The sequence below is a fragment of the Bordetella trematum genome (genome assembly GCF_900078335.1).
Classification (GTDB): domain Bacteria; phylum Pseudomonadota; class Gammaproteobacteria; order Burkholderiales; family Burkholderiaceae_B; genus Bordetella; species Bordetella trematum.
In genome coordinates this window covers 29,624-45,508 of sequence record NZ_FKBR01000005.1, presented here as the reverse complement: position 1 = coordinate 45,508, position 15,885 = coordinate 29,624, and the positions used below count along the sequence as shown (strand labels likewise).

At 65.6% G+C, this 15,885-nt stretch carries 17 protein-coding genes; 5 read left to right on the top strand and 12 right to left on the bottom strand.

The annotated features are described in order from the left end of the window. Nucleotides 1-5 precede the first annotated feature (5 nt). The 4 genes from paaD to paaA form a co-directional block, all read right to left on the bottom strand. Nucleotides 6-509 carry a 1,2-phenylacetyl-CoA epoxidase subunit PaaD gene (paaD, locus tag A7V84_RS00355; protein ID WP_025512376.1) on the bottom strand — a complete coding sequence of 168 codons (504 nt, stop codon included), beginning with the start codon at nucleotides 507-509 and terminating at the stop codon, nucleotides 6-8. Beyond that, nucleotides 509-1,273, bottom strand: a complete 765-nt coding sequence (gene paaC, locus A7V84_RS00350; RefSeq protein WP_063492388.1) for a 1,2-phenylacetyl-CoA epoxidase subunit PaaC — start codon at nucleotides 1,271-1,273, stop codon at nucleotides 509-511. Before paaC ends, paaD begins: the two co-directional genes overlap by 1 nt. 7 nt (nucleotides 1,274-1,280) lie before the next feature. After that, nucleotides 1,281-1,565, bottom strand: coding sequence for a 1,2-phenylacetyl-CoA epoxidase subunit PaaB (paaB, locus tag A7V84_RS00345; protein WP_025512380.1), 285 nt, complete (start codon nucleotides 1,563-1,565; stop codon nucleotides 1,281-1,283). A 77-nt stretch (nucleotides 1,566-1,642) separates the two neighbouring features. Continuing rightward, nucleotides 1,643-2,632: a 1,2-phenylacetyl-CoA epoxidase subunit PaaA gene (gene paaA, locus A7V84_RS00340; protein ID WP_025512382.1), complete on the bottom strand. Its 990-nt coding sequence runs from the start codon at nucleotides 2,630-2,632 to the stop codon at nucleotides 1,643-1,645. A 177-nt stretch (nucleotides 2,633-2,809) separates the two neighbouring features. On the opposite strand from paaA, the gene paaX reads away from it, so the two are divergent. Next, the gene (gene paaX, locus A7V84_RS00335) at nucleotides 2,810-3,748 is read left to right on the top strand and encodes a phenylacetic acid degradation operon negative regulatory protein PaaX (protein WP_025512383.1); all 939 of its coding nucleotides are present in this window, start codon (nucleotides 2,810-2,812) and stop codon (nucleotides 3,746-3,748) included. Nucleotides 3,749-3,754: 6 nt separating this feature from the next. Here paaX and A7V84_RS00330 read toward each other — a convergent pair whose 3' ends face one another. Beyond that, complete coding sequence (locus A7V84_RS00330) at nucleotides 3,755-4,381, bottom strand: NAD(P)H-hydrate epimerase (RefSeq protein WP_063492389.1); 627 nt, start codon at nucleotides 4,379-4,381, stop codon at nucleotides 3,755-3,757. Between the two features lie 21 nt (nucleotides 4,382-4,402). Next, the gene (gene orn / locus A7V84_RS00325; protein ID WP_025512385.1) at nucleotides 4,403-4,948 is read right to left on the bottom strand and encodes an oligoribonuclease; all 546 of its coding nucleotides are present in this window, start codon (nucleotides 4,946-4,948) and stop codon (nucleotides 4,403-4,405) included. 56 nt (nucleotides 4,949-5,004) lie between these two features. On the opposite strand from orn, the gene A7V84_RS00320 reads away from it, so the two are divergent. The 3 genes from A7V84_RS00320 to otnI all read left to right on the top strand — a co-directional run bounded on the left by A7V84_RS00320 (nucleotide 5,005) and on the right by otnI (nucleotide 8,027). After that, nucleotides 5,005-6,264, top strand: a complete 1,260-nt coding sequence (locus A7V84_RS00320; RefSeq protein WP_025512386.1) for a M48 family metallopeptidase — start codon at nucleotides 5,005-5,007, stop codon at nucleotides 6,262-6,264. Next, nucleotides 6,261-7,163, top strand: coding sequence for a ribosome small subunit-dependent GTPase A (gene rsgA / locus A7V84_RS00315; protein ID WP_063492390.1), 903 nt, complete (start codon nucleotides 6,261-6,263; stop codon nucleotides 7,161-7,163). The genes A7V84_RS00320 and rsgA overlap by 4 nt, the downstream gene beginning before the upstream one ends. 66 nt (nucleotides 7,164-7,229) lie before the next feature. Next, nucleotides 7,230-8,027 (top strand): 2-oxo-tetronate isomerase, encoded by a 798-nt coding sequence (otnI, locus tag A7V84_RS00310; RefSeq protein WP_033534423.1) that lies wholly within the window; start codon nucleotides 7,230-7,232, stop codon nucleotides 8,025-8,027. A 10-nt stretch (nucleotides 8,028-8,037) separates the two neighbouring features. On the opposite strand, the gene A7V84_RS00305 is transcribed toward otnI, so the two are convergent. Together A7V84_RS00305 and rplS are read right to left on the bottom strand one after the other, a co-directional pair. Next, nucleotides 8,038-8,754: a CoA pyrophosphatase gene (locus A7V84_RS00305; RefSeq protein WP_025512390.1), complete on the bottom strand. Its 717-nt coding sequence runs from the start codon at nucleotides 8,752-8,754 to the stop codon at nucleotides 8,038-8,040. A 169-nt stretch (nucleotides 8,755-8,923) separates the two neighbouring features. Continuing rightward, nucleotides 8,924-9,307: a 50S ribosomal protein L19 gene (gene rplS / locus A7V84_RS00300; RefSeq protein WP_025512392.1), complete on the bottom strand. Its 384-nt coding sequence runs from the start codon at nucleotides 9,305-9,307 to the stop codon at nucleotides 8,924-8,926. A gap of 339 nt (nucleotides 9,308-9,646) precedes the next feature. Here rplS and A7V84_RS00295 point away from each other — a divergent pair, with 339 nt between their 5' ends. Beyond that, a complete protein-coding gene (locus A7V84_RS00295) occupies nucleotides 9,647-10,519 on the top strand; it encodes a DMT family transporter (RefSeq protein ID WP_025512393.1) in 873 nt (290 codons plus the stop codon). A gap of 360 nt (nucleotides 10,520-10,879) precedes the next feature. On the opposite strand, the gene A7V84_RS00290 is transcribed toward A7V84_RS00295, so the two are convergent. The 4 genes from A7V84_RS00290 to A7V84_RS00275 form a co-directional block, all read right to left on the bottom strand. After that, complete coding sequence (locus A7V84_RS00290; RefSeq protein ID WP_063492391.1) at nucleotides 10,880-11,230, bottom strand: hypothetical protein; 351 nt, start codon at nucleotides 11,228-11,230, stop codon at nucleotides 10,880-10,882. A gap of 70 nt (nucleotides 11,231-11,300) precedes the next feature. After that, nucleotides 11,301-12,743 carry a PA0069 family radical SAM protein gene (locus A7V84_RS00285; RefSeq protein ID WP_328586961.1) on the bottom strand — a complete coding sequence of 481 codons (1,443 nt, stop codon included), beginning with the start codon at nucleotides 12,741-12,743 and terminating at the stop codon, nucleotides 11,301-11,303. 514 nt (nucleotides 12,744-13,257) lie between these two features. After that, nucleotides 13,258-13,899, bottom strand: a complete 642-nt coding sequence (locus A7V84_RS00280) for a peroxiredoxin (RefSeq protein WP_025512395.1) — start codon at nucleotides 13,897-13,899, stop codon at nucleotides 13,258-13,260. 108 nt (nucleotides 13,900-14,007) lie between these two features. After that, complete coding sequence (locus A7V84_RS00275; RefSeq protein WP_025512396.1) at nucleotides 14,008-15,834, bottom strand: acyl-CoA dehydrogenase; 1,827 nt, start codon at nucleotides 15,832-15,834, stop codon at nucleotides 14,008-14,010. Nucleotides 15,835-15,885 lie beyond the last annotated feature (51 nt).

Below are 15,885 nucleotides of genomic sequence, written 5' to 3'. Positions count from 1 at the left end.
TCCGGTCAATGCGTCTTGAAGTAATCAAAGGGCTCATGGCACGCAATGCAGCGATAGAGCGCCTTGCAGGAGGTGGAACCGAAATGGCTGATCAGGCGCGTGTTGCGCGACCCGCAACGCGGACAGGCGATGGCCGGCATGGCCTGTCGGCGGCTGATCCCGGAGATATCGATGGCGCGTTCGGCGGGCGCAGCGATACCGTAGTCTTTCAGGGCGGCCCGCCCGCGCTCGGTCATCCAGTCCGTGGTCCAGGCCGGCGACAACCGGGTTTCCACCCGAACCGGCGCCAGACCATGGCTGGCGAGCACGCGCTCGATGTCCTCGCGGATCTCGCGCATGGCCGGGCAGCCCGAGTAGGTCGGGGTAATGGTGACCACCCACGTGCCGTCCTGCCAGTCGACGGCGCGCACCACGCCCAGATCGACCACCGACAGGACGGGGATCTCGGGGTCCGGCACGGCGTGCAGCCATTCCATGACCCGGGCGCTGTCCAGCGGTGCGGCGCGCATTACCAGCTGGCTCCGGGATAGGCGCGCTGCAGGTATTGCATCTCGGCCAGGACATAGCCCAGCTCTTCGGAGTGGCGTCCCTGGCGCCCGCCGCGCAGCAGCGGCATGAAGGCCTGCGCCTCCTCGGGCACCTCCAGGGTGGCCTCCTGCAGCACCTCGGTGACATGCTCCAGCCAGGGCGCGCGCAGTCCGGACAGCGCAACACCGATGCCACGCCCGGCCACGTCCAGATCCACCTCGTCATCGACGAAGAGTTCGCCTGTATAACGCCAGGCCGCATCGATGGCGTTCTGCATGCGGCGATGGCTCTCTTCGGTGCCGTCTCCCAGGCGCACCACCAGATCGCCGGCGCGGCGCACGTGATAGGTCACTTCCTTGATGGCTTTGGCGGCCACGGCGGCCACGCGTTCGTCGCTCGACTGCACCAGGCCCTGCAGCAGGAAGTAATGCCAGGTGTCGAACAGGAACTGACGCGCCATCGTGGCGCCGTAATCGCCGTTGGGCTGCTCGACCAGCAGACAATTGCGGAACTCGTGCACATCGCGCAGATAGGCCAGCTGGTCTTCATCGCGCCCCGCGCCCTCGACCTCGCCGGCCAACGTCAGCCACATGCGCGCCTGACCCAGCAGGTCGAGCGCAGTATTGGTCAGGGCCAGGTCTTCTTCGAGCACCGGCCCGTGACCGCACCAGGCCGACAGGCGCTGCGACAGGATCAACGTGCTGTCGCCCAGGCGCAGCAGATACTCAAACAGATGCTTGTCCATGCCTGCCTCACATGTGCTTGATTTCTTCCGGCATGGGGAAGAAGGTCGGATGACGATAGACCTTGCTGTTGGCCGGCTCGAACAAAGGCTCCTTGTCGCCCGGGCTGCTGGCCACGATGTCCGCGGCACGCACGACCCAGATGCTCAGGCCCTCGTTGCGGCGCGTATAGACGTCGCGGGCATTGTTGATGGCCATCTCGGCATCCGGCGCATGCAGGCTGCCGACGTGCTTATGGGCCAGGCCGTGCTGGCTGCGGATGAAGACTTCCCAAAGGGGCCATGCTTTGCTCATGATGCGTATCCCCGGCGCGCCACGGCGCGCCTTGTTCGTGCAAGGGTGGAAAGGAAAGGCGGAAAGGCCCAGGGGGCTCAGGCGACCTTGCGGCGGGCCTGCTTCTCGGCGTAGGCGGCCAGGCCGTCACGGACCCAGGCGCCGTCTTCATGCGCTTTCACGCGCGCGGCCAGGCGCTCGCGGTTGCACGGGCCATTGCCCTTGATCACCGAATAGAACTCATCCCAGTCGATCTCGCCGAAATCGTAGTGGCCGCGCTCGGCGTTCCACTTCAGGTCGGGATCCGGCACCGTCAGGCCGAGGTACTCGGCCTGAGGGACCGTCTGGTCGACCATTTTCTGGCGCAGCTCGTCGTTGGAAAAGAGCTTGATCTTCCACTGCATGGATTGCGCACTGTTGGGCGAATCTGCATCCGAGGGGCCGAACATCATCAAGGCCGGCCACCACCAGCGGTTCAGGGCATCCTGGCACATGGCCTTCTGCTCGGGCGTGCCATGCAGGCACATCTGGATGAGCAGGTCATAGCCCTGGCGCTGGTGGAACGACTCTTCCTTACAGACCCGCACCATCGCGCGCGCGTACGGCCCATAGGAGCAACGGCACAGCGGAATCTGGTTGATGATGGCCGAGCCATCGACCAGCCAGCCGATCATGCCGATGTCGGCCCAGCTCAGGGTGGGGTAATTGAAGATGCTGGAGTACTTGGCCTTGCCCGAATGCAGGTCGTCGATCAGGTCGTCGCGCGATACGCCAAGGGTTTCGGCGGCGCTGTACAGATACAGGCCATGGCCGGCCTCGTCCTGGACCTTGGCCAGCAGGATGGCCTTGCGCTTGAGCGACGGGGCGCGGGTGATCCAGTTGCCTTCGGGCAGCATGCCCACGATCTCGGAATGGGCGTGCTGCGAGATCTGGCGTACCAGCGTCTTGCGATAGGCATCGGGCATCCAGTCCTTGGCTTCGATGCGCACGCCCTCATCGATGCGGCGCTGGAAGGCCTGCTCAGGGGCGGACAGCTCGTCCTGACCGCGCAGTTTCTTGACGCCGGTATCCACCAGTTGTGCATACATAGTTGTCTCCTTCGGCAGATGGCAGGCCCGGGGCGCGCCAATGCAGTTTCTCTATGGTCGGATTATTTAATACAAAAATTCCATTGTCAAACCAGATTCTGTATCACATCAGAGTTATGTATCATGTTGCCCAGACTAAATACAACCCCTTCCCCCGGGCCGCTGCGCCCCTTTTTTATGGCTAGTTCCCCCTCGCAGTCGCTCGACCGTTTTCTCGCCCGCCTGCTCAAGCAAGACCCCCCGCGCGCCAAATCGCTGTGCGTCAGTTTGCTGGGTGATGCGCTGGGACCGCATGGCGGCGCCATCTGGCTGGGAGATCTGATCGAATTGCTGGCGCCGGTCGGCGTCAACGAAAGGCTGTTGCGCACCAGCGTGTTCAGGCTGGTGGCCCAAGGCTGGCTGCAGTCCGAGCGCCATGGCCGGCGCAGCCTCTATCTGATGACCGACACCGGGCGTCGGCTGACCGCACTGGCCTCGCAACGCATCTACGACGGTCCGCCACAGGCCTGGAACGGCGAGTGGACACTGGTGGCGCTGCCGCGCAACGGGGCCAACGGTCTGGCCGAGCGCGCCGAGCTGCGCCGTGAGCTGGAATGGGAAGGGTTCGCCCTGGTGGCGCCAGGCCTGTTCGCCCACCCCGCCACCGAGGCGCGCGCCGCGCACGACATCCTGGAAAAACTCGGCATTCCCGACAAGGCCCTGGTGCTGGCCGCGCGTGACCTGGCCGACGCCGGCGGGCTACCCATTGCCAGTCTGGTGCCGCAGTGCTGGAACCTGGATGCCGTGGCCGAGCAATATCGCCTGTTCACCCGCAGCTTCTCGCCCTTGACGGCGTGGGCCGCGCACGCCAGCCCCGCGCAGGCCTTTGCCTTGCGGGTGCTGCTGCTGCACCGCTGGCGCCGCATCGTGCTGCACGACCCCCAACTGCCGATGCCGATGCTGCCCGACAGCTGGCCGGGCAGCGCTGCGCGCGAACTCTGCGCCCGCTTGTACTGGGCCTTGTTCGACGCTTCGGAAATCCATCTGGAGGCGATCGCCAGCCGGGAGAATACGCACTACCGGCCCTTGCCGCCGGCCATCGACCAGCGCTTCGGCGGCCGGCCGGCGGCGGGCTGATTGCTGTCAGTCTGCCAGCGCCTGCGCCCGCCACCGCGCCGACAAGCCGAGATCACATTCGTGGTGTTCGCCCAGACAGGGCTGCCCTGCTGCCAGGGCCGGCGGCGTGCCGATGAAAGACAGGGTCCAGCGCGCCTGCAGCGCCCTCCCCAGAGGCTGGCCGGTTGCCGCCGACAGACCGCTGGGCACATCCAGCGCCAGTACCGGCGCCCGCCAGGCATTGACGGTATCGATCATGGCCTGCCAGTCGGATTCCAGGGGACGGTTCAGGCCGATCCCGAACAACCCGTCGACCACCATCGCCGGCGCTGCCGCCGGCAGATCCGATCTTTCACGTCCGCCGGCTTCGCGCCAGATGGCATAGGCCAATCTGGCATCCGGCGGCAGGCGGGCCGGATCGCCCGGCAGGACCACCTCGACCGCCCTGCCCTGGCGTTGCAGCCAGGTGGCGGCCACCAGGGCATCGCCGCCGTTATTGCCCGGCCCGGCAAGCACCAGGACGTTGCCGCCCGCCGGCAAGCGGGCGGCAAGGAAATCGGCCGCAGCCCGGCCGGCGCGAGCCATCAGGTCCAACCCCTCTTGAGCGGCGCGCCGCTCGATGCGCCGCAACTGCGCCACGCTGTAGATCGCCATGGCCGCTCCTTGCGCCGGGGCCTATACCTTGATGAAGTGCTCGCGGTAGTAGCGGAGTTCGTCGATCGACTCGTAGATATCGGCCAGCGCCTCGTGCCGGCTCTTTTTCTCGAAGCCCTTGTAGACGGACGGCGCCCAGCGGCGCGCCAGTTCCTTGAGGGTGCTCACGTCAAGGTTGCGGTAATGGAAGAAACGCTCCAGTTCGGGCATGTAGGCGAACATGAAGCGACGGTCCTGGCTGATCGTGTTGCCGCACAGCGGCGACTTTCCCGCCGGCACATATTGGGCCAGGAAATCGATCAGCTGGCGCTCGGCCTGGGCTTCGGTCAGGGTCGAGGCGCGCACTTTGTCGATCAGGCCGCTGCGGCCATGGGTCGAGGTATTCCAGGCATCCATGGCGTCGAGCAGGCTGTCGGGCTGATGGATCACCAGCACCGGCCCCTCGGCCACGACCCGCAGGTCAGGCTCGGTCACGACCACGGCCACTTCGATGATGCGTTCCTTTTCCGGATCCAGCCCGGTCATTTCCATATCGAGCCAGACCAAGCGGTTTTCGTTGACAGCCATATAATTTGTCCCTGAAGCAAACCCTGGATTTTCGCACACCCGCCGGAGACGCCTGCTTGTTGAACTTTACCGTCTTGTTTGTCGCTGTCCTGCTGGCCGATTTCGCCGTGCGCCTGTGGCTGTCCACGCGCCAGATCCGCCACGTTGCGCAGCACCGCGAAACGGTGCCGACGGAATTCGCCGGCCGCATCGGCCTCTACAGCCACCAACGCGCCGCCGACTACACGGTGGCGCGGGTGCGCCTGGGCCTGCTGGAGCGCGCCTACGACGCCGCCATCCTGGTGGGGCTGACACTCTTCGGCGGCCTGCAAGGGCTCAACACCCTGCTTGCGCAATGGCTCGGCCACGGCCTCGTGCAGCAACTGGCCTTGCTGGGCGCCGTGGCGCTGCTGCTGGCCCTGGCCGGCCTGCCCTTCACCCTGTGGCGACAGTTCCGCCTGGAACGCCGCTTCGGCTTCAATCGCATGACGCCGGGGCTGTTCGCCGCCGATGCGCTCAAAGGGCTGGCGCTGACCTGCCTGCTGGGCCTGCCGCTGGCCGCGGCCGTCCTGTGGCTGATGGCCGAGGCCGGCACGCTCTGGTGGATCTGGGCCTGGGTGCTGTGGGTCGCCTTCAACCTGTTGCTGATCTTTATCGCACCGACCTACATTGCCCCGCTGTTCAACACCTTCACGCCGCTGGATGACCCGGCCCTGACCGAACGCATCCGGGGGCTGACGCAGCGCTGCGGCTTCGCGCTCAACGGCCTGTTCGTCATGGACGGTTCGCGCCGCTCGGCTCACGGCAACGCCTACTTCACCGGCTTCGGCAAGAATCGCCGCATCGTTTTTTTCGATACGCTGCTCAGCCGCCTGAACGCCGACGAAATCGAAGCCGTGCTGGCGCATGAACTCGGACACTTCAAGCATCGCCACATCCTGCGACGCATTGTGCTGAGCATGCTGGGCGCCCTACTCTTTCTGGCGCTGCTCGGATGGCTGGCCAGACAGTCCTGGTTCTACGAGGGCCTGGGCGTCACGCCGCAGCTGGGCGGGCCCAACAACGCCATGGCGCTGATCCTGTTCTTCCTGGTCATGCCGGTTTTCACCTACTTGCTGACCCCGATCTTCAGCTGGTATTCGCGGCGCGATGAATTCGAGGCCGACCGCTATGCGGCCCGCCACAGCAGCTCAGGCCATCTGGTGGCGGCCCTGGTCAAACTGTATGACGACAATGCCGCCACCCTGACTCCCGACCCGGTGCACTCGGCCTTCTACGACAGCCATCCGCCGGCGGCGATCCGCATCCAGCATCTGCAACAAGGAACCGCCGCATGAGCGTCGACCTCCCCCAGGGCCGCATCATCGCGGCTCACGGACGCCACTACAGCGTCGAGCTGAACGACGGCAGCGTACGCAAATGCTTCCCGCGCGGCAAGAAAACCGGCCCGGCCGTGGGCGACTGGGTCCGGATCCAGCCGCAGGGCGCCGATGAAGGCGCCATCGAAGCCATCCTGCCGCGCCGCAATCTGCTGTTCCGCTCCGATGAGATGCGCACCAAGCAGTTTGCCGCCAACGTCGATCAGTTGCTCATCGTGGTGGCGGTCGAGCCGACCTTCTCCGAGGATCTGCTCGGGCGCGCGCTGGCCGGCGCCTGGAGCGCCGGCATCGAGCCTCTGGTAATTCTCAACAAAACCGACCTGAGCGCCGGCCTGCCCGGCGCACGCGAGCGGCTCGCGCCGATCCAGGCCCTGGGCGTGCCCGTCATCGAGCTGAGCGCCCAACAACCCGAAGCGGTGCACGAGCGCCTGGCGCCCCGCCTGGCCGGCCGCGTCAATCTGCTACTGGGGCAAAGCGGTATGGGCAAATCTACCTTGCTCAATGCCCTGGTGCCCGAGGCCCAGGCGGCCACGCGCGAATACTCCACCGCGCTGGACATGGGCCGCCACACGACCACCAGCACCCGGCTCTACCACCTGCCGGCGCCCGGCGGCGAACTGATCGACTCGCCGGGATTCCAGGCTTTCGGTCTGCAACACCTGAGCGGCGAAGACATCCTGCGCGGTTTCCCCGAGTTTTCGCCCTATATCGAACATTGCCGCTTCTACAACTGCACGCACCGGCACGAGCCCGGCTGCGGCGTCGTGGCGGCCCTCCAGGAGCGCCGGATCGACGCCGGCCGCTATGCGCTCTACGAGCGCCTGGTGGCCGAAAACGAAGGCGCACGTCGCTACTGACCCCCCTCCGACCGGCGCGCAGCCCGCCCGGCTACACTTTCCCCTTTGCCGACAGGGAACGCAGACATGCCTCGCTTTGCCGCCAATCTTTCAACGCTGTATCCGGAAGTGGAGATGCTGGAACGCTGCGCGCAAGCCGCCCAGGACGGTTTCCGGGCGGTCGAAATGCAATTCCCCTATGCCCATACGCCCGCCCGCTGGCGCGAACAGTTGCAGGGCCACGGCCTCGAATTGATTCTGATGAACGCCCCGCCGGGCGACGCCGCTCGCGGCGAGCGCGGCCTGGCCTGCCTGCCGGGTCGGGAAGCGGACTTTCGCGCCAGCCTGGAGCAAGGTCTGGAGTACGCCGTGTCCCTGATGTCGCCCCGGCTGCACGTCATGGCCGGCTGCCCGGCTCCCGGAACCGATCCGCAAGCCTTGCGCGAAACCTATCTGGCCAACCTTCAGCACGCCGCCGAACAGGCCGCGGCCGTAGACATCGACATCCTGATCGAACCGATCAACCCGCGCGACATCCCGGGCTACTACCTCAACTACCAGGCCCACGCCCACGAGGTGGCGCAGGCCTGCGCCGCCCCCAACATCAAGGTGCAGATGGACCTGTACCACTGCCAGATCGTCGAGGGCGATGTGAGCATGCGCCTGCGCCATTACCTGCCAACCGGCCGCGTCGGCCACATCCAGATCGCCGGGGTGCCGCTGCGCCAGGAACCGGATCAGGGCGAACTGAATCACCCCTACCTGTTTCAACTGCTGGACGAACTCGGCTATGCCGGCTGGGTCGGCTGCGAGTACCGTCCCGCTGGCGACACGCGCGCTGGCCTGGGCTGGCTGCACGCGGCGCGCCGGGCCTCCACCCACTAGGCCGCGCGCCTCAGGGCATCGCCAGGCTCTTGTACAGATTGCGCAGCATGCCGGCCGTGGCGCCCCAGATGAACCGGTTCTCCCAGGCCATGGCGTAGTATTGGCGCACCTGGCCGTTGGCCAGCCTGGCCTCGTAGAGGCGGTGGTTGGCCGGATCCATCAGGAAACTCAGCGGCACCTCGAACACGTCGGCGACTTCGCCGGCATCCGGCGCGAGCGAGAACCCGGGCCGCACCAGCGACACCACCGGCGTGATGGCGTAACCCGTGGCGGTCACGTACTCGGGCATACTGTTCAGCACTTCCACGCTGTCCTGCGGCAGGCCCGTCTCTTCCTGGGCCTCGCGCAGGGCCGTGGCTACCGGCGACACATCCTCCTGCTCGACCCGCCCGCCCGGAAAACTGATCTGGCCTGCATGATCGTGCAGATGCGCGGCGCGCTGCGTCAACATCACACTCACGCCCTGGGCGCGCATCACCATGGGAATGAGCACGGCCGCCATCACCAACGCCCCTTCGCGCTCCGGATAACGCACCTCGTTGCGGCCCAAGGGGTCCAGCAACCATTGCCGCGCCGGCAGCAGGCTGCGCCGCAGCGCTTCTGGCGTCAGCGCCTGGGGGCCGACGCGCGCCAGACCGCTGTCGGCGGATTGCCAGGGCTGCACTTGAGGGTCAAAACTGGGCCGGACCGGGGGCCGGCGCGCACGCATGATCAAAGAGTTGGACATAACTCACTAAACATGGAGGATGCCTTTCGTTCGCCACGAACGCTCTTGAGACAGACCGCAAGTGGTCCGCTCGCGAGGGACGAAAAAAAGGCACCAGACAGGTGCCTTTTTAACCCGGAAATGCGTCCGGCAGTTGCTCGGTAGAGCTGACTGCCGGAACGCCCGGTCATTAAGCCGTAGCCTTGGCTTGCTTGCTGACCAGTTTTTCCTTGATGCGAGCCGACTTGCCCGAGCGGCTGCGCAGGTAGTACAGCTTGGCACGGCGCACGTCGCCACGGCGCTTGACTTCGATAGCGGCGATTTGCGGCGAGTACAGCTGGAACGTACGTTCCACGGCTTCACCCGACGAAATCTTGCGAACGATAAAGGAAGAGTTCAGGCCGCGGTTGCGCTTGGCGATGACCACGCCTTCGTAGGCCTGGACGCGCTTGCGGGTGCCTTCGACCACGTTCACGCTCACGATCACGGTATCGCCCGGGGCGAATTCGGTCATGGGCTTGCCACCGGTCAGGCGGGCGATTTCTTCCTGCTCGATTTGAGCGATAAGGTTCATGGTAACTCCTGAATCATCGTGTCATTGCGGGTCTGGTTCCCGAAGCGCTTTGCCAGAATTCGCTCCGGTGGCAAAAAAGCGTGACAGACAGCAGGCAAGGCCCACCGCCACTCTCAACCGGCGCCCGCGATGCACGCGCCCCGATCGAAACCGCCTTTTCAACCCTCTGTGATTCGCCGGCCAAAGCCGCCGTACTGCCGCAAGCAGAGGATGAGTGTTGGCAAACCGTAAATTCTACAACATTGCTCTTTTTTTAACCACTGGGCTTGGGTGCAGTCCGAGACGGATTCAAGTACGCTCTTCCCTTTCGTCCCATGCCGGCACCGCTTCGCGTCCACCATGTCGTATACCGCCCTGTCATTGGTCATCCTCGCCGCCATGGCGCATGCGACGTGGAACATCCTGGCCAAGCGGGCGGCCATGGTGGGTCCGGTGTTCGTCTTTGCCTACGGGCTGGCGGCCAGCATCATCTACGCCCCCTGGGTCATCTGGGTCCTGGTTCACGAAGGCATGACGTGGAGCTGGCCGGTCGCCCTGTGCATTCTGGCGTCAGCCTTGTTGCATCTGGGCTACAGCCTGTGCCTGCAACGCGGCTATCAGGTGGCAGACCTGTCGGTGGTCTACCCCATTGCACGCGGCACCGGCCCGCTGCTCTCTACCATCGGCGCTTTCACCCTATTGGGCGAAACCGGCACGGCCGGCGGCGTCGCCGGCATGCTTTGCGTGGTCGGCGGGGTGCTGCTGATCGCCACGCAAGGCCGGCTGACGCTGTTCCGCACGCCCCAGGCCTGGATCGGCGTGCGCTGGGGCGTGCTCATCGGCCTTTTCATCGCTTCCTACACGGTGGTGGACGCCTACGGCGTCAAGATGCTGCTGATCATGCCCGTGGTGTTCGACTGGTTCACTTGCGTCACCCGCACCCTGATGATGACCCCGCACGTGCTGCAGCGCCGCACGCAGAACATCGCAGCCATGCGGGGGTACTGGGGGCTGGCAATCGGCGTCGGGCTGCTGTCGCCGCTGGGCTACATCCTGGTGTTGTACGCGCTGCGCATGGGCGCCCCCCTCAGTCTGGTGGCGCCGGCGCGCGAAATGTCCATGATGCTGGGCACGCTGGCCGGCATGTTCCTGCTGCGCGAGAAGGTCGGCCCCGGACGGCTGGCCGGCTGCGGGGCGATCCTGGTCGGCGTCGTGCTGCTCAGCATGAACTGACAGGCAGCTTGTCGCCTCAGGCGACGACAGCCTCGACACGCACCGCGACGCCGCATCGGGACCCTCAGCAAATAAGAGGAAACAACCCTGAGGAAACAGGGCATCGGGGCCCATGGCCGGGAAAACAGGCAGAAACACAGCCGGGAAGACGGATCAGGAAACAACCCGGATCGGGAAGCAAGCAGGCCGGCAGCCCGCAGCAAACTGCCAGAAAAACAATCAGTGAAAAAACGTCATGAGATTCCCGCTGCCCGAGACAAGCGGGGGGCCGCAGCCCAGGGGGCTCTGGCCAGGAAGCATAGGCCAGGCAGCTGAGGCCGGGCAGTTTAGGCCGTGCATAGCGACGCCAGCGGCTGTCGCTCAGAAACCGGCCGCCGCCCCCAGCCACATAAGGGCCGGAACCAATGCGCCCCACGAAACCACCATGACCACGTCCCAGGCCATGCGGCGGCGCATTTCACGCGCGAGCAAAACCTGATAACGCTCGACGTGCGAGGCCATCAACAGGGCCTCTTGCGCCTGGCGGGCAGCCTGTGCGCCGCCGGCCTCGGGCACACCGGCCTCGACGCCCCGCCCATCGGCAGCCAGGTCCGGTGCGATGGCATCGGGCGCAGCCTGGAACGGCCAGCCCGTCACGCTGCGGGCCGCCCGCCTGGGACGGGCATCGGCCTGGGGAAGCAGGGCATCAGCAGAAAGCGAAACCGCTGTCATGACAAAACTCCTTGGTAAAGCCGGCCCGGTCGCGCGATGCAAGGCAAAAGGGGCTGGAGGGGGAAACAGATCAATCTTCGAAAAGCGCCATCTGCCCTGCCTGACGGGCGACTTCGGCAGGGCTGCTGCGGGGTTGCCGGGGCAGCGGAGCCTGGAATTTGTCGAGCGCCAGCTCGGGCCGGTTTTCACTCAGGCCATGCCGGCGTGCGGCAATCTGAAAACGCTGGCGCAGCAGATCGGCCCAGACGCCAGTGCCCCGCATGCGGGTACCGAAACGGATGTCATTGCGCTGCCCGTCGCGCAGGTCCTCGATACGATGCAGCACCCGCTGGGCACGGTCGGGGAAATGGGTATGCAGCCAGGTCTCGAACACCGTCTTGACCTCCCAGGGCAGGCGAACCACGGTGTACGAAGCCGTGCTCGCCCCGGCCTCGGCAGCCGCTTCCAGGATGCGCTCCATCGACTCATCGTTGATGAAGGGAATGACCGGCGCCACCAGCACCCCGACCGGCACGCCGGCACGCGCGAGGCGGCGTATGGTTTCGATGCGCCGCCACGGCGCCGAGGCGCGCGGCTCCAGCGTGCGCGCCATGGTCGCATCCAGCGTGGTGACGCTGATGAAGACGGTGATCAGTTGCTCGCGCGCCAGGGCGGCGATCAGATCGATATCGCGCTCGACCAGAGCGTTCTTGGTGACCAGGGTCAGGGGATGCCGGGTCTCCAGCATCAGCTCAAGCAGCCCTCGCGTCAGACGCCAGGTGCGTTCGATGGGCTGATAGGCGTCCGTGGCCGAACCGATGTTGATGGGCGAGACCTTGTAGCCGGGACGCGCCAGCTCGGCCCGCAGGGCCTGCACGGCATTGGCCTTGGCGACCAGGCGGGTTTCGAAGTCCAGCCCCGGCGAATAGCCCAGATAGGCATGGGTCGGCCGTGCATAGCAATAGACGCAGCCGTGCTCGCAACCGCGATAAGGATTGACGGCCTGATCGAAGGGAATGTCGGGCGAATCGTTGCGCGACAACAGCTTGCGTGCCTGCTCTACCCGCACTTGCGTGCGCGCTGCGGCAACGACGGGAATGCGACGCTGCCCGCAAGTGGGTTCGGGTTCGGGTTCGGGTTCGGGCTCGGGTTCGGGCTCGGGTTCGGGCTCGGACTCGGGCTCAACGGGGGGCGGCTCGGCGCCGGCTTGCGCACCTTGCTCATGCAGGGGCGCCTGCGCCGACGGCTCCGCCACCACCGGCGTACCGCAACCGGGCCGGGCCGCCACGCCGCCCATGTCGTCATCGGGCAGCGCCTGGCAGACATCGTCATCGGGAATGTCCTGGCAGGTGTCGTAGGCCGGATCGGGCTGGGCGCAGGCATCGTCGCCCGACCAGCCATCATAGAAAGCCTCGCGCTCGACGTCCTCGAAGCGATGGCGAACATTAGTCACCGCACCCCGACCGCGCAAGGCGGCGGGGGCGGCTGCCGGGGACCCAAGACCGGCGGAAAGCGAATGTTCGGTTCTCATCATGAAAGTACTGTACAAAAAACCAGTACTCATGACAAGCCCCGAAATCCCTCAAAGGGTGTTCTGCAATGTACCCCAATGCCCGCGAGGGTGGGCCGGATTCGATTTCGCCATCCGGGAAAGGCACCTAAACCCCTGTGCGCAAAGGAATTTGAAAAAAAACAACACTAAGTCGCTGAGGATGGCGAGGCCGGCTTCTCGCTGGCGCTCGCCGCCCCGCGCACCGGACTGCCCGGGCGCGGCAGCACCGCCGGCGCCCAACCCAGCAGAAACAGCTCAGCAAGCGTCGCCGCCCTCCCCTGACGACCTTGCCGCCACAGGCCATGCCAGGCCCTGGCCCACCGTTGCATCATGATCGCTCCCGCAAGACATCCATCGCGCCAGTGTGGGGCGAGCACGCGATGCAGGGAACGACCGATTGTTTGGCAGCTCATCACCTGCCGTCATAACCGCGGCTGGCGGACGAAAAAAAGCCAGGCACCGGGCCTGGCTGTCTCAAGCGGGGGAAGTCGCCGCTTTATTTGTTGGGCTGCGGAGTAATGCGCAGATACGGACGCAGCGCCTTGTAGCCCTTGGGGAACTTCTCCTTGATCACGGCCTCGTCCTTGAGCGAGGGCACGATGATGACGTCCTCGCCGTCCTTCCAGTTGACCGGCGTGGCCACGCTGTAGTTGTCGGTCAGCTGCAGCGAGTCGATCACGCGCAGGATCTCGTCGAAGTTACGGCCGGTGCTGGCCGGATAGGTGATGATCAGGCGGACTTTCTTGGCCGGGTCGATGATGAACACCGAACGCACCGTCAGGGTGGCGTTGGCATTCGGGTGGATCATGTCGTAGAGCTCGGACACCTTGCGATCGGCATCGGCCAGGATGGGGAAGTTCACCCGGGTCGATTGCGTGTCATTGATGTCGTCGATCCATTTGCCATGCGAATCCTCATCGTCCACCGACAGCGCCAGCACCTTCACGTTGCGCCGGGCGAACTCATCGGCCAGCTTGGCGGTATAGCCCAGTTCCGTGGTGCACACCGGCGTGAAATCGGCCGGATGCGAGAACAGCACCCCCCATTGATCGCCAAGGTAGTCATACAGACGCAGCGTGCCGATGGACGATTTCTGTTCAAAATCGGGCGCGGTATCGCCCAGACGAAGATGTGCCATGCGAGTCTCCAGGATGGTTGGCGTGCAGGAATTCTGGCATCAAACCCACAGCCATGGAAATAAGCAAACCATATAACCTTATGTTCTAACGCCAACCTTTCCGCCGGCTCAGGCGACGCCGGCCAGGGCTGCGCTGGCATCGGCCACCAGGCCGGCCCGCACCGCCGCCGACAGCGACAGTGTCCGCGGCAGGATATGGGCGCCATAGAAAAGCGCCGTCCCCAGCTTCTGGACATGGAAAGGATCCTGGCTGCCGGCCTGGATGTGGCGCTGGCAAGCCAGTGCGGCACGGGCCATCTGCCACCCGCCATGGCTCACCCCGGCCAGCATGAGGTAGGGCACGCTGCCCGAGAACACGGCGCGCACATGGTCGCCCGCCTGCTCCAGCACGAAGGCCACCGCACCCTCGTAGGCCTGGATCGCCTGATCGAAGTTGTCACGCAGCAGGCAGAAACCCTCGCGGTACTCCATCGGCACCTGCCCGCTGGCTGACTGCAGCGCCTTGAGGGTGTCGCGCATGGCCGCGATCGAGGCATGGGCGGCGGCCCCGCCGTCGCGCAACGTCTTGCGCCCGACCAGGTCATTGGCCTGGATGGCCGTGGTGCCTTCGTAGATCGGCAGGATGCGGGCATCGCGATAGTGCTGGGCCGCGCCGGTCTCCTCGATGAACCCCATGCCGCCATGCACCTGCACGCCCAGCGAGGCCACCTCCACCGCGCTCTCGGTGGAAAAGCCCTTGACGATGGGTACCAGGTATTCATAGAAGGCGCGGTTGCGCGTGCGGACCTCGGCGTCGGGATGGTGGTTGGCCTTGTCCTGCGCGGCAGCCGCCACATAGGAGATGGCGCGCGCGGCTTCGGTCAGGCCACGCATGGTCAGCAGCATGCGCTGCACATCCGGGTGGTGCGAGATCGACACCGGACCGGCCGAACCTTCCACCGCACGCCCCTGGATGCGCTCGCGGGCGTAGGCCTGCGCCAGCTGATAGGCGCGCTCGGACAGGCCGATACCTTGCTGGCCGACCGCATAGCGGGCCGCATTCATCATGATGAACATGTATTCCAGGCCGCGATTGGCCTCGCCCACCAGATAACCGATTGCACCCTCGCCCACCTCGCCCTTGCCTGCGCCGTAAAGCAGCACGGCAGTCGGGCTGCCATGGATGCCGAGCTTGTGCTCCAGCGAGGCGCACCAGACGTCGTTGCGCGGCCCCAGCGAGCCATCGGCATTGACGAGGAACTTGGGCACGATGAACAGCGAAATCCCTTTGACCCCGGCCGGCGCGTCTGGCAGACGCGCCAGGACCAGATGGATGATGTTCTCGGCCTGATCGTGCTCGCCATAGGTGATGAAGATTTTCTGACCCGACAGCCGGTAGCTGCCGTCATCCTGCGGGACGGCCTTGGTCTGCACCATGGCCAGGTCGGAGCCGGCCTGCGGTTCGGTCAGGTTCATGGTGCCGGTCCAGCGGCCGCCGATCAGGTTGGGCACGTAGGTCTGACGCTGCTCGGGCGAACCAACCGACAGCAGCGCCTCGATCACGCCGTCCGTCAGCATGGGGCACAGGGCGAACGCCAGACTGGCTGACTGCATGTTCTCGGCCGCTGGTGCGGCCACCAGCTGAGGCAGCCCCTGCCCGCCCCATTGGGTCGGATGCAGCAGCCCCTGCCAGCCGCCGGCCGCGTACTCGGCAAAAGCCTTGGCAAAACCCGGCGCGCTGCTGACCTCGCCGTCGCGCCAGACCGGTGGCTGGCGATCCCCCACGGTATTCAGCGGCGCCACCACTTCCTGCACGAAACGGGCATTTTCCTCGAGGATGGCGTCCACCACATCGGGCTCGACCTCCTCGAAACCCGGCAGTTTGAGGATCTCGTCCAATCCGGCCAGTTCCTGCATGGCAAACCGGATATCGCGCAGCGGTGTGGTGTAGCTCATGATGTCTCCGTTCAATCTGCAATCAGGCGGCTCATGCCGCCCTGGGGTATA

Excerpts from the sequence above, each read along its gene's own strand:
- paaD (WP_025512376.1), bottom strand. The coding sequence starts at position 509 with ATGCGCGCCGCACCGCTGGACAGCGCCCGGGTCATGGAATGGCTGCAC.
- paaC (WP_063492388.1), bottom strand. The coding sequence starts at position 1,273 with ATGGACAAGCATCTGTTTGAGTATCTGCTGCGCCTGGGCGACAGCACG.
- paaB (WP_025512380.1), bottom strand. The coding sequence starts at position 1,565 with ATGAGCAAAGCATGGCCCCTTTGGGAAGTCTTCATCCGCAGCCAGCAC.
- paaA (WP_025512382.1), bottom strand. The coding sequence starts at position 2,632 with ATGTATGCACAACTGGTGGATACCGGCGTCAAGAAACTGCGCGGTCAG.
- paaX (WP_025512383.1), top strand. The coding sequence starts at position 2,810 with ATGGCTAGTTCCCCCTCGCAGTCGCTCGACCGTTTTCTCGCCCGCCTG.
- A7V84_RS00330 (WP_063492389.1), bottom strand. The coding sequence starts at position 4,381 with ATGGCGATCTACAGCGTGGCGCAGTTGCGGCGCATCGAGCGGCGCGCC.
- orn (WP_025512385.1), bottom strand. The coding sequence starts at position 4,948 with ATGGCTGTCAACGAAAACCGCTTGGTCTGGCTCGATATGGAAATGACC.
- rsgA (WP_063492390.1), top strand. The coding sequence starts at position 6,261 with ATGAGCGTCGACCTCCCCCAGGGCCGCATCATCGCGGCTCACGGACGC.
- otnI (WP_033534423.1), top strand. The coding sequence starts at position 7,230 with ATGCCTCGCTTTGCCGCCAATCTTTCAACGCTGTATCCGGAAGTGGAG.
- A7V84_RS00305 (WP_025512390.1), bottom strand. The coding sequence starts at position 8,754 with ATGTCCAACTCTTTGATCATGCGTGCGCGCCGGCCCCCGGTCCGGCCC.
- rplS (WP_025512392.1), bottom strand. The coding sequence starts at position 9,307 with ATGAACCTTATCGCTCAAATCGAGCAGGAAGAAATCGCCCGCCTGACC.
- A7V84_RS00295 (WP_025512393.1), top strand. The coding sequence starts at position 9,647 with ATGTCGTATACCGCCCTGTCATTGGTCATCCTCGCCGCCATGGCGCAT.
- A7V84_RS00290 (WP_063492391.1), bottom strand. The coding sequence starts at position 11,230 with ATGACAGCGGTTTCGCTTTCTGCTGATGCCCTGCTTCCCCAGGCCGAT.
- A7V84_RS00285 (WP_328586961.1), bottom strand. The coding sequence starts at position 12,743 with ATGATGAGAACCGAACATTCGCTTTCCGCCGGTCTTGGGTCCCCGGCA.
- A7V84_RS00280 (WP_025512395.1), bottom strand. The coding sequence starts at position 13,899 with ATGGCACATCTTCGTCTGGGCGATACCGCGCCCGATTTTGAACAGAAA.
- A7V84_RS00275 (WP_025512396.1), bottom strand. The coding sequence starts at position 15,834 with ATGAGCTACACCACACCGCTGCGCGATATCCGGTTTGCCATGCAGGAA.